The following is a 15,273-nucleotide window of genomic DNA, read 5'->3' as shown; positions in this document are numbered from 1 at the left end:
TGTTAGACATATAAAACGGCCGGTAAAAACTAAATCGGTTTAAACTTATTGCAGGAAAACGTATGTATTGCCAACAAGATTAATTACTACCTGCCGACAAAAAAAGAATATGCGGAACTAAAACTACGCAATCGTTGCCGGAAACAATCTATTCCCTTTGCGCTTATTAGGTTAAAATAACTGTTGACTTATTAAAAATATAAAAAAACACTTGCAACTAATTGATTGCACATCTATATTTGCAATCAATTAGTTGCAGATAAATATGAGACGAGACGTATTCCAGGCCATAGCCGACCCTACACGCAGAGCGATATTAACCTTGCTTACCTTGCAAGCCATGACGCCGAATGCCCTCGCCGAAAATTTCGACAGCAGCAGGCAGGCCGTATCCAAACACATACAAATACTTACCGAATGCGGCCTGGTTAAACAAACCCAAACCGGAAGAGAGATCTATTATAAACTTGATACCCCAAAAATGAAAGAGATAGATGCATGGCTTGAACCTTTCCGCAAGTTGTGGGAAGACCGCTTTAACCAGTTAGACGATTTATTCATTAACCTAAAAAATAAAAAAAATGAGCAGCACTAATGAAACAAAGATCACCAAAGACCCGGCAGGTAATAAACTGCATGTAACCCGGGATTTTAACGCGCCCCTGCCCGATGTATGGGAAGCATGGACCGACAGCAGTTTACTCGACCAATGGTGGGCACCCAAACCCTGGAGGGCCGAAACTAAAAGTATGGATTTTAAGGTAGGTGGTTTATGGCTGTACAGTATGGTTGGCCCACAGGGTGAACGTTCTTATTGCCGTATAGATTTTCAGGCTATTGAAACTGAAAAAAGTATTTCTTCTGTAGCTGCTTTCTGCGATGAGGATGGCAACCTTACGGATGATTTCCCGAAAATGTACTGGAAAAGCACATTTTCAGCCACCGCTACAGGCACAAGCGTATTGGTTGAAATAGCGTTTGACAGCGAGGCCGATCTGGAGAAAATAGTTCAAATGGGTTTCAAAGAAGGCTTTACAATGGCCCTTGGCAACCTGGACGAATTACTGGCTCAATAGTAGTTCAGCCCATATTTATAGTATTACAAAGGCCGGTGAGAATATACCCTCACCGGCCTTTTTGTTTGCGGTATATAACAAGATTATCACACAATAAACGATTTAGCATTGGGTTTATTCAAAACTTTACACCTATATTCGGTACCCAATAAAACTAAACTGTTATATGAAATCACTTTACTTACGTATCAGCACGGTGCTGTTCTTGTGTGCAAACACCGGTTTTGCAGTGGCGCAAACGTCGGGTATTACTTCCGGCGCTATTTATACCTTAAAATCAAAATCGAGCAATAAGCTGCTGGATGTAAGCAATGCTTCATCAGATAACGGAGCGACTGTTGATTGCTGGACGGATACCAAATCTGACGCGCAACGCTGGACTGTTACTCATATAGGCAAAGGTGTTTACACATTAACCAATGTGGGCAGCGGTAAACTATTGCACGTAGCCGCGAGTCCGGCTGATTCGGTAAAGGTAGATCAGTATGAGAATACCAATAGTGATGATGTAAAATGGACAATCAAAAAAGCCGGAAGCGGGGCTTTCTACTTATTGCCGGCCTCTAACGCCAAATTCGGCCTTAACTTACATGCAGGCAATACCGCCGATGGCGCTAAAGTGAACTTAAGCGGAACCCTTACTGCCGACGCGCAGAAATGGGTATTTCAAAAAGCAACAGCACAGGAAGTAGCCCCTACTGCCGCCATAGCCACCAAGGTATTTGATGCATGGTACACCCAATACAATGTAGAAACAGGCAAAGGTTTTTGGGACAGGGCCGAAATGATGGAGGTAGTATTGGATGCCTATGAGGTAACCAAAGATGCCAAATACCTTACCAAGTTTGAGGCCATGTACAAAAACTTCATCGCCAAAAACAAAGAGGATTGGATGTATAATAATTACAACGATGATATTACCTGGGCCGCCTTGTTTTGCGTGCGCGGGTACTTGTTCACCGGTAATAAAATGTATTTGGATAAAGGAAAAGAGCAGTTTGATAAAATGTACAAGCGTGCTTTTACCAATACTTATGGCGGTGGTTTAATTTGGTTCGAAACCAAAACCTCTAAAAATGCGTGTATAAACGGGCCTGCTATTGTGGCCTGCTGCTACCTTGCAAAAGCTACCGGAGATAATACTTATTACGACAAGGCTATCGCGCTGTACTCATGGTCGAAGGTATATTTGTTTAACCAGGCTACGGGTAAGGTGAATGATAATATTGATTTAGATAAAAACACAGGCCTGATAAAAACCGGAACATGGAGTTCCACCTATAACCAGGGCACTTACCTTGGCGCGGCAGTGATGCTTTACAACTATACCAAAGAAGCCAACTATTTAGAGGACGCGCAAAAAATTGCCACCTATACCCGCGATAACATGTTTAACAACAAGGTAATCGACAATGAAGACGGCGGCGATGACCTGCCAGGCTTTAAAGGCATCTTCTCGCGTTATGCACGTAAGTATACTCTTGAAACCAATAAAACAGACTTAGTTGAATGGTTAGACCTTAATGCCCGCACGGCTTACAATAACCGTAACACCCAAAATCTAATCCACACCAAATGGGCTACGCGTACCAAAGAAGGCAAGCCAAAATCAGAATTTGGCGCTTCAACAGCGGTAGCATTATTGTTTAATACACTTCCGGTTAAGTAGCCATTTAGTCATTGGGGCATTATTAGGTCATTTGGTCAGTGGTGAAAGGTGAATAGCCAGTTGGAAATAGTGTAAGTAAAAAAACTCATTAACTACTGACCATTCACCACTAACCATTCACCACTGACCAAATGACTCAATGACCAATTAATAAACAATCGGTGCGGGTTGATCATTTTTTAGGCGGATAATGGTACGGCTGATGGATGGGAACAGGGCGATGACCAGTATCACGGCCAAAAGCATCCAGCTTATCATCTGGTAATAATCAACCGCCGAACGCAATTGCGCTTGTTGGGTAATTCCTTTATTGAGCAATGCGGTTGATGCTTTAATGGCTTGGTCTGTTGCCATGCCTTTACCGGTTAATACCTGTTTGTATAAGTTCAAACGCTGACTAAGTAAAGCGCTTGTTCCGCCCAGTTGATCCTGAAAGCGGTTTATATGATCTTTTTGCTGATACAGCTGAAAGTAATTAACCAAAGCTATGCTGCTGCAAAAGCCTGTAAAGCGTACAAATATACCTACCGCCGAACCCGTTGTGCCGTATTGTACCGGCGATGATGATACAACAAATAATATAATAGGCACCATCAGCATACCGGCACCAAGGCCTTGCAGTATCAGCGGAAAAATAAGATCGATGCTATTAGCCTGGCTGCCAAACATAAAGCACATATACATGTGAAATACCAGCAATAACGAAAAGCCGTATATTAGGATCAGCCTCGTAGGCGTTTTCTGTAATATTAAGCGAGAAGCGATGGTTACGCTCACCACAATGGCCGCGATGTTGTAGATCAGTAAATAACCCATATTAATAGGATCGATACCTAAAACACTGCCCATATAGCTGGTGGTAATACCAAACGAGCCCCTGCTAATGTAAAACACAAAAAGCAGCATCACTCCCAGCAAAAAGTTGCGGTGCCCAAAGGCCTGTATATAAAAGTATGGGCGCTTCGCGTATAGCTGCCTTACCACAAAGGTGATAAGCAAAAGGCCGATAGCTATTAAACTCATCTCAATACGCGTATCATCAAGCCATTCGTATTGCTGCCCGTATACCATTACATAACCAATAAGGCACAACGCTGCCGAATATAGCAGAAAGCTTGGCCAATCCAGCTGATAAAGCGGTAGTTTGCGGTCGAGCCGTACGTTGTTCATCATCACTGTCATCAAAACGCCTCCCGGTATAAATGAAAACATGGCGCATTTGTAAATAACGTTGAAATTATAATCGTCGATAATTTGCGCCGTGAACAGCGTTGATAACGGCGCCACGCACAACAGCACGCAATACACTACAGAGTAACCTATCTCTTTCGACCGCTCGTTATGCAGCCTGCTAAACATCAGCGTAAGCGTAATACTAAGCGTACAACTTGTAAGCATACCCTGCAAAAAACGGAAGATCAGTAATACATAAAAGCTTTTTACAATGTAGCAGATGTAGCAGGTGGCTACCAATATCAATACTACTATCAGCAGGTATTCCTTGCAAGCCATGCTCCTGAAAAATCGTTTCTCCAATACCACGAAACTGGCGGTTGAAGCGTACAGGATGATCATGGAATACTGCGCGTCGTTAGGGCTGATGCCATAGTAACCCGCGGCAGCATTTATATTACTGATAGATAATGAGAACAGTACAATACCCGGCAATACAAGCAGCAGTAAGCCGAGCCGTATCAGCCATTCGGGCACCCATGTTCTGAAAACTGGTATTTCGGCACTCATTATTGCTCGTCTTTAGGTACGGTAACGCTGGCGTTCATACCCGCACTCAGGTAAGCAACGTTGGCATCCCTGTTATCAATTTTTATTTTTACGGGGATGCGCTGCGCTATCTTCACAAAGTTACCCGTAGCATTATCGGGCGGTAATAACGAAAAGCGCGAGCCTGTGGCCGGTGATAATGAGATGATCTTCCCTTTTATCATTTTATCCGGATACGCGTCGGTAGTCACCTCTACGGTTTCGCCAATGTGCATGTGCCTTAACTGTGTTTCTTTAAAGTTGGCTACTACCCAAAGGCCGGTTTCTTCATCAACAATGTAAGCCAGCGTTTGACCCAACTGAATTTGCTGACCGGGCTGAATAGTGCGCTTACCCATTTTACCGTCATAAGGCGCTGTAACCACGGTATACGAAACATCCAGATCGTTGCGCTGCAATACCAGTTCGCGGCGCTTAATTTCGGCCATTACCGGCGAGATCTGCGAACGGCTGTCATTCACTCTTGACAATGATGCCTGGTAATTATTAATAGCCGCCTGATAATCAGACCGTGCTACTTCAAGCGCGCTCTGTACATTTTCCATCTGCTGCTTAGTGGCCGATTCTGCCTCGTACAGTTTCACAAAGCGTTCATACTCTTGCTCCTGCTTAACCAGTTTGGCTTTAGCCGCGGCTATTTGCGCGTTATTTACAGCGGCTACCTTTTCGGCGGTATGCACATTGCTTTCCAATACTTCCACCTGCTGACGGGCATTTTCCAGTCCGGCTCCGGCTTCCTGTTTTTGTAACTGATATTCGCGGCTATCGATGATGAGCAAGGTATCCCCTTTTTTTACATCCTGATTTTCATCATAACGGATCTCTTTCACAAAACCGCTTACCCGTGCGGTAATGGGGTTTATGTAGGCTTCTACCTGCGCATCGTCGGTTTCTTCGTACTTAAACAGGTGTAGCAAAGTGTATGCGCCCCATACCAGTAGTACGGCGCCTGCAATACCGGCTATCCAGGTGGTTATCCGGGTAATTAATTTATCGGTTTGGGTATATGAGTGGTGCTTGTTCATTTTAAAGTTTCCCGGTTACGTTTTGTAATTGAAAGTATTGGAGTTGTGCCGCGATTTGCGCCGCTGCAAGGTCGAATTTGGTTTGCAGCAACTGGTTATCGGCATCCAGCAGATCGGTGATCAATGACAGCTGATTGAAATAGGTATTGTTTACAATGCGCCTGTTTTCGGTAGCCTGTTTTACATTGGTTTTTGAAACCTCTACCCTGTTTAGCGCCTCCTTGTACCGTAAAAATGCTTCGTTAACCTGCTGCCTGATAACATCGGCGGTTTGGGCATGCTCAATTTCCTGGCTTTCTACTTCAAGCTTTGCCTCTTTGGCCTTGTGCTTATTATGATAAAAGGAAGATATATCAAAAGATGCCCTTACCCCGGCAAACCCTAACCCAAACAAATTAGCCGAGTACGGGTAAAAAAGTATCTGCGGATAGCTGTACTTATAATCGGCAAATAAACCAATTTTGGGTGATACGTTAGCACGGATGTTGCGCAGTTGTAGCTTCTTGAGTTCTGTTTCCTGTTCAGATATTTTGATCTGATAGGCATTGCTGCCAGCATCGGCAAGGTAATCCTGGTAGGTAGCTGTTTTGCCCGAATCAGTTTTCAATACTTCAACAGGATCTATCCTTTGCTCATCGGGCAGGCCTATCAGTATATTCAGTTTTTGGTTGGCTATCGCCAGATCATTATCCAGTTGTACCAGCGAAAGTTTTTGGCGCGATAATTTAAGTTCGGCACGCAGCACATCGCTTTTAAGTATCACACCGTTTTTTTGCAGCGTACGAATCTGCGCCAGCTGCTTTTCCTGCGCGGCAATGTCCTGCAACAACAGTTGTTTAAATATCAGGCTGCGTTCCATATCAAGGTAGTAGGCGGCGGCATGTAATTTAGTTTCGGATACGGTTTGCTTTTTTTGCTCTCCGGCAATGCGGTTCTCGGTTTTGCTGGCATCAATGCCTAAGTTGACCTTATTGCCATTATAAATATTAAAGTAGGCACCAGCTGCCACTGTATAAGTATTATGCAGTACCGGAAACTGGCTTGGTGTATGGAACAGCCCATTCTCAAATACCGGCATATTGCTCACACGGGCATATTCGCCGCTAATATCCAGGTCGGGCAGGCGTTCCGCTTTTGCATCTTTAATGGCCTCGGCACTGCTTTCAATCTTAAGCTGCTTAATTTGTACCGCCCGGCTATTGGTTTCAACTTTTTGCCATACCTGGGCAAGGGTCAGGGGCATTTCTCTTGGGGTATCTATTGGCATTCGCGTTGCCCCGGCGGGCGAAAAGGCCAATACTGCCGGCATCAGCGCGGCAAAGTATTTCGTTTTAAAGTTCATGATTTTTCAATGGTGCAAATTTCCGCACTTCACCAAAAGAACTTTTATTTATTTTTGCCAAATGTTTATTCATTCCGGCCAAAATATTGACGATGCCACCTCGCGAAAGTTTTTCAGGGATATTGATCGTGTGCCCGAATCAGTTTACGTAATACATTGGAAAACAGAGGTTCGTTACCCCGAGCACTGCCACAATAAAGGTCAGCTTATTTATATTGAAGGCGGCATAGCCTATATTCACCTTCCGCACAGAACGTTGGTGATACCGGCCCGCCATTATGTATGGATCCCGGCCGGGCAAAAGCATTTTGTGGAGATGCATAAATCGGTTATTACCCGAACCATTTACTTTTACTCGCACGATGATGCAGGCAACCCGTTTTATGGCAAGGGCGGCATCTATCCTATCAATACCCTGCTATTGCAAATGCTAAGTTACTCCGAACGCTGGAGCGGCGATGTAATGCCCGACGATCATGATTTCCATTTTTTGGCGGCGATAAAGAACATTCTGCCGGAGATCAGTAAGAATGCCTTCCCAATTGTTTTACCCACAACTGAAAACACCCGCATGAACCCGGTATTGAAATACATGAACAAGCACCTGTTTGAACAATTAACCCTTACCGCGGTTAGCGAAGCGAATGGCTTTAGCGAGCGTACTTTATCCCGTTTGTTTCAATCAACTTTAAGCACTTCTTTTTTGCAATACTTCAAGCTGCTCCGCATGGTAAAGGCCATCGAACTGATGCAGCAAAACGATCTTTCGGCCAGCGAAATAGCCTATGAGCTGGGATATAACAGCGTGTCGGCATTCAGTGCTATCTTCTATCAGCTCACCAAAACCCGCCCTTCAGAATTTGCTCGGCAGTTGCATCAATAGCTGATTGAAGCTTTGATAAAATCATTCTTTAGATTGCCATGTTCATGTAAATCATTTTGAGCAGCTATACTCATAATACAAATCTTAACCTAACATCATTACTTTTACCGCCACTAAACATCACTATAATGAATAACTCAACAGGAATAGCACAATTAATTGCCCGCCTTGCATTGGGCATAGGCTTTATTTTACCGGTTATGGACAGGATAAGCTGGATGGGCGCCCCCGGAACACCAGGTGTAGCTTGGGGCGATTGGCAGCATTTTGTAGCTTACACCAATACATTGATGCCTTTCTTAAATGCCTCCCTTGCCAATATTATGGGATTCACTGCCACTGCTGCCGAAGCTGTATTTGGCGTATGCCTGATAATCGGCTTTAAAACTAAATGGATGGCATTCGGAGCAGCTTTTATCACTTTCGCCTTCGGGATTTGCATGGCCACATTTCTTAGCATCGGCGCGCCGTTTGCCTATCCTGTGTTTGTGTTTACCGGGGCGGGGTTGTTATTGGCAAGCATTGGCCATTATAAATGGAGTGTTGATAGCTTAATTAGTAAGCCATAATTGTGAGGCTCCGAATTTAAATTTATGTTAGATAGAACAGTTAGCCTTTCCTGCATTAAGCAGGACGGGCTTTTTTAATTAACGGTTGAAATTAGTATTAATTTTCTGTAACAAAACCATATCCTATTCCGTAAAAAACGATAGCTGTTAAAATGTCAATTCATCCGACCGGTATCGTTATTTAAATGGGAGTAGAACTATCTTTAATATGTGGTGATCAGTATTCACCCCGCACCAATAATAATTTTCTTTGGAAGAGCTTTAAATGCGTCGGCGAACAATTAACCGATATTACCAGCGACGTAAAGCTGATAGCGGCCATGGGCGACCTCTACTACCTGTTGCACCAACAAGGAAAAATACACGCCAATAACGAAATAGCATCACGCAGGGTTTACCATATATTAAATACCGAAGCAGTAAATACCGTATCCGCGCTGATAGAAAAGCTGAAACTTACCAAAACCGTACCCGCCAATCCCCTAATAAAAAGAAACACCTTAGTTTATTATCCCGAGTTTTTAAGGTCTGTTAAAGATCATCCTGAAAAGTGGAAAGCAGCCCTTGCCCGCCGTAAGGATAATACCGAGATAAAAGCCCTCACCCGCCAGATCACCCTGCATCGTGCAGAAATAATGCGGATCATTGATTTCGCGAGGATCTAAAAACACCTATTAAAATATAAAGTCTATAGTATTTGTATAGATTTATATTTTCCCTATATTTGCTGGCACTGCAACATACAGTATATATTAATGCTTAGCAAAACACAAATAACCATCATGCGCTCCATGCGAATGCCCCTGCTACCAGAGGTGATGTGTTGTTGTATGTAAGTATTTCTCCTCTCCTCCTGCCCGGCCTGCAAAATGGCCATTGCCCAATCTCCGTACTGTTAAAAGAATAAAACGTAAATACACGTGAATAAGAACTTCCTGGTGGTTATCGCCTTAAACGTAATCACATTATTATATAGCTCATGGAACAAGTTAAGCCATCAAATAGCCTTGCTGGTTAACAAGCCCGCTGTAACGGCTAATTTGAGCGCGGCTTCCAGTTTATCGGTAACTAAGCATAGCCTTATTGTAAATGGCAGCAGCTTAAGCTATGAGTCGAAAGCAGGATACATGCCGGTAAATGATAAGGATGGAAAACCCTCGGCCAATATATTTTACGTGGCTTATTCGGCCAACAATAGTGCCGCTAATAAAGCGCCGCGACCGGTTACTTTTGTATTTAACGGCGGACCAGGTTCATCGGCTATATGGCTGCATTTGGGTGCTATGGGACCTGTAAGGGTTGCCTTTAAAAATGATAAAGGCGATGCCCCTGCCCCTCCCTACCGTTATGAAGATAACGATGGCAGCTGGCTACAGTTTACCGATCTTGTTTTTATCGACCCGGTTTCTACAGGTTACAGCCGCCCGGCTAAGGGTGTTGATGCCAAACAGTTTTATGGTTATAATGAGGATATTAAATCGGTAGGTGAATTTATACGCCTGTACATTGAGCAAAACTACCGTTGGGGTAGCCCTAAATTTATAGCGGGTGAAAGTTATGGCGCGGCACGGGCTGTGGGTTTGGCTGGCTATCTGCAAAACCATTACAATATGTATCTTAATGGCATTACGCTTATTTCACCGGCATTGAATTATCAGCTCATCAATTTTCAACCGGGTAATGAGAGCCCTTATATACATTACCTGCCATCGTACGCGGTGGCGGCGCAGTACTATAACCGTTTGTCGCCCGAGTTACAAAAACTTACGCCCGATCAACTGATCAAAAGGACTTCGGCGTTCTCTAAACGGTTATACGCTTACTTTTTAAATGAGGGCGATGCGGCATCGGCGCAATTAACGCAACAGGTGACCGATTCTTTGCATTACTACACCGGTTTAAGTAAAGAATACATCCGCAAAGTAAACGGACGAATTACCGACAGCCGTTTTACCAATCAACTCCTTAACAGCAATGATAAAACCATCGGTTCGTTTGACAGCCGTTTTAGCGGTGATAACTTGAGCGACAACCAGGCCATATCGTACGACCCCAGCGAAACCAATTTAAAGGGTTTATTTGTTTCGGCATTTAATACTTATGCGGATAACAGCCTGCATTACAAGAACGATTTAAGCTATGAAGCCACCAGTCGTCCCGATAGCTGGAACTACGCGCCTGTTGCCGTGAACCGTTACCTGGATGTATCTGAAGCATTAAAAACCGCTATGACCAAAAATCCGAACCTTAAAGTAAGCATAGCCTGTGGATATTACGACCTGTCGACCCCGGTGAGCACCACCGAATACGTGGTGAGCCATTTAGGTTTAAACGCTGCTTTACGTAAAAACATCAGCATTAATTATTATAAGGCTGGCCACATGGTTTATATCAGCAAATCGGCCAATGCCAAATTTAAGGCTGATGGCGAAAAGTTTTATCAAAGTGCATTACCTCAAATCAATTGATCATGAAAAAGAAAATCCTGTTACCTGTATTGTTCATTTTACTGGCGTGGAACTTTAAGGGCTTCGCACAAACTGCACCGGTACAATCGGCTCCAATAACTATCGAGAACTATTACAAAATTAAATGGGGACATGCCGAAGAGTTTATCACCCTTTGGAAGAAGAATCATTATCCGCTACTTAAAAAACTACAGGAAAAAGGCGACGTGATCAGCATAAAAGCTGAAGCGCCTATTTTACACAGCAGCGAAGATAGCCGCTGGGATTTTAAAGTGACGCTTACCTTTAAAACCGAGCATCTTGCGTTTGATTAAAGCATTGTTGACCCGTTTAAAAAGCTACTCTATCCCGATCAGGATGCTTATAAAAAAGAAGAGCAGCAACGGTTTGAATTAGTGCTTGCGCATTGGGATGTTCCGGTTGAAAGTATTCCCTTAAAATAATTCTTTAGTTGCTGCTCTTTAAGGCTTAATTATGAATTGCCTTATCAATCGGGCAATGCCTCTACTTTTACATTATCCATTTTAGCAATGGTGTTATAGGCCCTGAAACCAATAGCGCCATTGTTAAATTCGGCATCCCGGAAGGTAACTACAGGCGTGCTGTCTTCACCTGCAAAAACTTTAAATTCGCCGCCCCTTGCCTCTACCCGGATGTGGCACCATTTATCGGCAGCTATATTTTTCCCGGCAGATGCAATTGGCGTATAGCGTTGATTGGCTACCTTACCTGCCTCTACCCTGTTCGCACCCGCGTTAATACCTATATAATACCCCTGAAAGTTATTAGCTCCCGGCGCGGGGTTTGATACCCTGAAGATCAAACCTGCATTACCCTTTGAAGTAACAGCGACATCAGCCTCGTAAATAAAATTTTTGAAACTGGCGCCCGGCACTACAATTTTAGGACCTTGCGCGCCATCGCCCGAACCCGAGTTTGAGCCGGATACCAAAGCACCATCGCGCACGTACCAACCGCCGCCGTAATATACCCAGCCTAACATTTCGCCTTTATCAAAATTGGCTGAATAGCTTTGCTTAGCCGGTGCCGGTTTGCCTATTTGCGGGAAACAAGAGATGCGGATATTTTCGGTGCCGTAAGGCACCAGGCTAACTTCTTCGGTTTTTTGATCGCTTAGCAGCGGCCCGTAAGGTACATCAAACGAGTACATGCCATTGTAGGCTACGGTCCAGTTGGGTAATTTTTGAGCTTTTACTTTTAGCGTGATTGGCTGTTTCTGCGCGTCGAAAGGATTTTCGGGCATGGCAGCCGTTTCTACTTTTACTGAATTTTTGATATTGGCAGTATCTAACAGAAGGCCATAGTTCCAGGCGCTCTTAGGAAATACCTCATAATCATGAAAGCCTTTTACAGTATGCTCTTGTCTCGAAAAATATTCGGCATCCAGTTTAAGCGCGTATACTAACGGGCCGCGTTCTATACTCACCGAGTTATTTACCTGCGCGCTGCTGCTCAACTCCATCGGGAAGTGCAGTACCACTTCGTCTTTATCTTTCCACTGCCTGTTCAACGAAAATATTTCGCCTGTTTTAATGCCGCTAACTTTAGCGCCGTTAACCGTAACCGAGGCATTTTTACACCAGCCCGGTATCCGTAACTTTAACGGGAACGCGGCTCCTTTGGCAAGTTTAATACGCAGGGTTATTTTATCGTTAAACGGATAATCGGTTTCTTCGGTGATATTAACTTTTGTGTTGCCGGCAACGGTAGCGTTCACCTCTACCGGGGCATAAGCTATAATAGCCAAACCGCCATCGGGTGTTGCTGCCCAGCTGTTTTTTACAAAATACGGCCAACCCATGTGCATATTATAACGGCAGCATCCCATCCCCGAATACGGGCTCAATAGTATACCGCCGATATAATCCTGGTTGAATGACAGATCGCCGTACTTACAAAAAACCTGGTTAGGCATGGTATAGTAAAGGTGCTCCTTAATATCGCGGCTAAACTGCGCCGGTAAATTATTGAAAGCTATCTTCTCTAAGCGGTCGCCTATAGCGGCATCGTGCAGTACACGGGCGGCTGTTTCCAGGCTTTGCATCCACTCAACTACAGTACATGTTTCGGTACCCTGCGCCGAGCTTTTACCCGCCAAAAATTCCGTACCCGAACCTATACCCGCAGGCTGCCCATGATCACGCATCAGGTGCTCAATGCCTTTCCGCATGGCCTCTTTATCATAAGCACTGCCTGTTAATTCATATTTTAAAGCCGGGAATTTAAGTGCCTGCCCCACGCTTACCATGTGTTTGGTATGAAAATCATCACCTAAATAAAAGAACTGGTTATTAGTATAAATATCTGCCCATGGGTAGGCTTGTTTAACCAAAACATCGGCCAGTTGAAGTAATGATTTGTCGCCGGTTTTGTTGTATAACCAGGTAACTATCTCAATGTTGTCACCCGTGCGTGATCTGCTCCATTCGCTCAGTGGCTTGGTGGGCAGGTTTTGCAGTTCGTATTTAAAGTAACGTGTAAAAAAGCCAATCACGCGTTTGTCGCCGGTGGCTTCATAATAATCGCGTATGGCATACATCATCGGCATACGCGGCCACCAGTCCGTCATTCCTTCCGGACCAAAACAGCCGTTGGCTTGTTGATGGTCTAATGTCCAGTTGATCCATTTTTCTGCCTTTGTTTTTAACGTGGCATCATCCAATGTATAGGCCAACGCCACCAAACCTTTAACATAATAAGGCACCCGCTCCCAGCCGCTGCCTTTACCGCCCAACCAGTCGGACCCGGCACCCAGGTTTTCATTTTCGGCATAAAGCTCCTCGGCATGGCCGGTAGCGCCATCGCGCTGTAACTCCAGTTGTTTCAATAACCAGCCTTTTGCCTTTATACTGCCCAATGGAAGCTCAACATCGCTACCGGGAGTTAAAGGGGCTTTATTGAAGCTGTATACAGATTTGCTTTTTTGCGCGAACGCGGTACACGAAACAAATAATGAAAACGTAAGGAAAAATTTGATGCTGTTAGATGCAGGCATTATTGGTTATGGTATTTATTGGTGATGATAAAAACACGGCACATTGTTGTAAACTATGTAGCCGGTCAGCTTTTTACGCACCTAATGTAAGTATAATTATACAGTTATTATTGCCGATATATGGTTTTTCGGCAAGCTAAATCGGTAATTTACCGTGACGGTAATATCTTTAACTATGGGGTAATTAGTCGCCTGTATCTGTAGTAAATGATAGCAATGTACTATATTCGTTGCATGGCTGTTACTTTAAAACGAACCAATAGCGCTGATGCCGAATTTCAAATGCTGATAAAAGAACTCGACATCGACCTGCGCGAACGCAACGGCGAAATGATGGATATTTATGATCAGCACAATAAAATAGCCCCGATAGACACTGTTATTATAGCTTACCTGGATGATGAACCGGCCGGTTGCGGCTGCTTTAAAATATTTGACGATAGCACCATTGAGGTTAAACGCATGTTTGTACGCAAAAATGCCCGCGGCAAACGCATCAGTTCATTAGTACTGGCCGAACTTGAAAACTGGGCCATAGAATTAGGTTATTCAGTCGCCGTGCTCGAAACCGGTTCAATACAATTTGAGGCGCAAGCGCTTTATCAAAAAGCGGGCTATGATCGTATAGCGGCATACGGGCCATACATAGGCTTACCGGATAGTTTGTGTTATAAGAAAGTTTTGGGTGACTAATATTGCCTGGTATATATCAAGCAAATTCAGGTACATCGCCCTTAAGATACAGCGTATTATTTACCTCATAAAAACTAATATTACCTATCGTAAATAATAGTTACTATCTTTCTCCACAAATAATAACGAATGCTGACAATCAATAATTACGAAGAATACGCCTCGCATTTAGGGAAAGATATGGGTTTTTCTCAATGGCACACGATAGACCAGGAGCAAATTAACAAGTTTGCCGATGCTACCTTAGACCATCAATGGATACATGTAGATGAAGAAAAGGCAAAAACAGAAGGCCCGTTCAAATCAACTATCGCGCACGGCTATTTAACGTTAGCATTGATCCCATACCTATGGAAACAGATAGCTGATGTACGCAACATTAAAATGGAGATCAATTACGGCATCGAGTCTTTCAAGTTTGGCCAGGCTGTATTGGTAAATAACGAGGTTCAGCTAAAAGCCAAACTAAAATCTATAGCTAATTTAAGAGGTACTACCAAAGTGGTAATTGAAGCCACCCTTAATATTAAAGATCAAGCTAAACCCGCCTACACAGGCGACGTGGTATTTTTATATCACTTCATTTAATAATTGTTTCTTCAAAATTTTCTGAAATAATTTACACCTTTTTTATAATGAATAAGGCAGCTACTCAATGCTGCCTTATTCATTTATACTTTTATCGTATTGGGCGATAATCCTTATCATACAATATAAGTAATAGGATTTTGGCTAAGTGAAAAGCAGATA

The 15,273-nt window shown here is 43.7% G+C and carries 14 protein-coding genes; 10 read left to right on the top strand and 4 right to left on the bottom strand.

The window, feature by feature from the left end; genetic code table 11:
* Positions 1–265 precede the first annotated feature (265 nt).
* From AC07NA_RS00585 to AC07NA_RS00575, 3 genes are all read left to right on the top strand, one after another.
* Positions 266–595 (top strand): ArsR/SmtB family transcription factor, encoded by a 330-nt coding sequence (locus tag AC07NA_RS00585; protein ID WP_494894751.1) that lies wholly within the window; start codon positions 266–268, stop codon positions 593–595.
* Complete coding sequence (locus AC07NA_RS00580) at positions 582–1,076, top strand: SRPBCC family protein (protein ID WP_494894749.1); 495 nt, start codon at positions 582–584, stop codon at positions 1,074–1,076. Before AC07NA_RS00585 ends, AC07NA_RS00580 begins: the two co-directional genes overlap by 14 nt.
* Positions 1,077–1,242: 166 nt before the next feature.
* On the top strand, positions 1,243–2,745 hold the full coding sequence (locus AC07NA_RS00575) for a glycoside hydrolase family 76 protein (protein ID WP_494894748.1): 1,503 nt from the start codon (positions 1,243–1,245) through the stop codon (positions 2,743–2,745).
* 147 nt (positions 2,746–2,892) lie between these two features.
* On the opposite strand, the gene AC07NA_RS00570 is transcribed toward AC07NA_RS00575, so the two are convergent.
* Genes AC07NA_RS00570 through AC07NA_RS00560 form a run of 3 tightly spaced genes read right to left on the bottom strand, consistent with a single transcriptional unit; the run spans position 2,893 to position 6,894 of the window.
* Positions 2,893–4,488 (bottom strand): MFS transporter, encoded by a 1,596-nt coding sequence (locus tag AC07NA_RS00570; protein WP_494894746.1) that lies wholly within the window; start codon positions 4,486–4,488, stop codon positions 2,893–2,895.
* Positions 4,488–5,552 carry an HlyD family secretion protein gene (locus AC07NA_RS00565; protein ID WP_494894745.1) on the bottom strand — a complete coding sequence of 355 codons (1,065 nt, stop codon included), beginning with the start codon at positions 5,550–5,552 and terminating at the stop codon, positions 4,488–4,490. The genes AC07NA_RS00570 and AC07NA_RS00565 overlap by 1 nt, the downstream gene beginning before the upstream one ends.
* 1 nt (position 5,553) lies before the next feature.
* On the bottom strand, positions 5,554–6,894 hold the full coding sequence (locus tag AC07NA_RS00560; RefSeq protein ID WP_494894744.1) for a TolC family protein: 1,341 nt from the start codon (positions 6,892–6,894) through the stop codon (positions 5,554–5,556).
* A 61-nt stretch (positions 6,895–6,955) separates the two neighbouring features.
* On the opposite strand from AC07NA_RS00560, the gene AC07NA_RS00555 reads away from it, so the two are divergent.
* From AC07NA_RS00555 to AC07NA_RS00535, 5 genes are all read left to right on the top strand, one after another.
* Entirely contained in the window at positions 6,956–7,777 is an 822-nt protein-coding gene (locus AC07NA_RS00555) for a helix-turn-helix domain-containing protein (protein WP_494894743.1), read from the top strand.
* Positions 7,778–7,905: 128 nt separating this feature from the next.
* Positions 7,906–8,346 (top strand): DoxX family protein, encoded by a 441-nt coding sequence (locus tag AC07NA_RS00550; protein WP_494894742.1) that lies wholly within the window; start codon positions 7,906–7,908, stop codon positions 8,344–8,346.
* Positions 8,347–8,531: 185 nt separating this feature from the next.
* Complete coding sequence (locus AC07NA_RS00545) at positions 8,532–9,011, top strand: hypothetical protein (RefSeq protein ID WP_494894740.1); 480 nt, start codon at positions 8,532–8,534, stop codon at positions 9,009–9,011.
* 255 nt (positions 9,012–9,266) lie between these two features.
* Positions 9,267–10,814, top strand: a complete 1,548-nt coding sequence (locus AC07NA_RS00540; RefSeq protein ID WP_494894739.1) for a S10 family peptidase — start codon at positions 9,267–9,269, stop codon at positions 10,812–10,814.
* A 2-nt stretch (positions 10,815–10,816) separates the two neighbouring features.
* Positions 10,817–11,128, top strand: a complete 312-nt coding sequence (locus AC07NA_RS00535) for a hypothetical protein (protein WP_494894737.1) — start codon at positions 10,817–10,819, stop codon at positions 11,126–11,128.
* A gap of 173 nt (positions 11,129–11,301) precedes the next feature.
* On the opposite strand, the gene AC07NA_RS00530 is transcribed toward AC07NA_RS00535, so the two are convergent.
* Positions 11,302–13,830, bottom strand: a complete 2,529-nt coding sequence (locus tag AC07NA_RS00530; protein WP_494894735.1) for a beta-L-arabinofuranosidase domain-containing protein — start codon at positions 13,828–13,830, stop codon at positions 11,302–11,304.
* A 234-nt stretch (positions 13,831–14,064) separates the two neighbouring features.
* On the opposite strand from AC07NA_RS00530, the gene AC07NA_RS00525 reads away from it, so the two are divergent.
* Both AC07NA_RS00525 and AC07NA_RS00520 read left to right on the top strand, forming a co-directional pair.
* A complete protein-coding gene (locus AC07NA_RS00525; protein ID WP_494894733.1) occupies positions 14,065–14,523 on the top strand; it encodes a GNAT family N-acetyltransferase in 459 nt (152 codons plus the stop codon).
* Positions 14,524–14,652: 129 nt separating this feature from the next.
* Positions 14,653–15,111, top strand: a complete 459-nt coding sequence (locus AC07NA_RS00520; protein WP_494894731.1) for a MaoC family dehydratase — start codon at positions 14,653–14,655, stop codon at positions 15,109–15,111.
* Positions 15,112–15,273: the final 162 nt, after the last annotated feature.

It is taken from the genome of Mucilaginibacter sp. GW821-FHT07G05, from assembly GCF_059418565.1.
This window is presented reverse-complemented; position numbering and strand designations above follow the sequence as displayed.

Coding starts and splice junctions, on each gene's coding strand:
- AC07NA_RS00585 (WP_494894751.1), top strand. CDS start 266: ATGAGACGAGACGTATTCCAGGCCATAGCCGACCCTACACGCAGAGCG.
- AC07NA_RS00580 (WP_494894749.1), top strand. CDS start 582: ATGAGCAGCACTAATGAAACAAAGATCACCAAAGACCCGGCAGGTAAT.
- AC07NA_RS00575 (WP_494894748.1), top strand. CDS start 1,243: ATGAAATCACTTTACTTACGTATCAGCACGGTGCTGTTCTTGTGTGCA.
- AC07NA_RS00570 (WP_494894746.1), bottom strand. CDS start 4,488: ATGAGTGCCGAAATACCAGTTTTCAGAACATGGGTGCCCGAATGGCTG.
- AC07NA_RS00565 (WP_494894745.1), bottom strand. CDS start 5,552: ATGAACAAGCACCACTCATATACCCAAACCGATAAATTAATTACCCGG.
- AC07NA_RS00560 (WP_494894744.1), bottom strand. CDS start 6,894: ATGAACTTTAAAACGAAATACTTTGCCGCGCTGATGCCGGCAGTATTG.
- AC07NA_RS00555 (WP_494894743.1), top strand. CDS start 6,956: ATGTTTATTCATTCCGGCCAAAATATTGACGATGCCACCTCGCGAAAG.
- AC07NA_RS00550 (WP_494894742.1), top strand. CDS start 7,906: ATGAATAACTCAACAGGAATAGCACAATTAATTGCCCGCCTTGCATTG.
- AC07NA_RS00545 (WP_494894740.1), top strand. CDS start 8,532: ATGGGAGTAGAACTATCTTTAATATGTGGTGATCAGTATTCACCCCGC.
- AC07NA_RS00535 (WP_494894737.1), top strand. CDS start 10,817: ATGAAAAAGAAAATCCTGTTACCTGTATTGTTCATTTTACTGGCGTGG.
- AC07NA_RS00530 (WP_494894735.1), bottom strand. CDS start 13,830: ATGCCTGCATCTAACAGCATCAAATTTTTCCTTACGTTTTCATTATTT.
- AC07NA_RS00525 (WP_494894733.1), top strand. CDS start 14,065: ATGGCTGTTACTTTAAAACGAACCAATAGCGCTGATGCCGAATTTCAA.
- AC07NA_RS00520 (WP_494894731.1), top strand. CDS start 14,653: ATGCTGACAATCAATAATTACGAAGAATACGCCTCGCATTTAGGGAAA.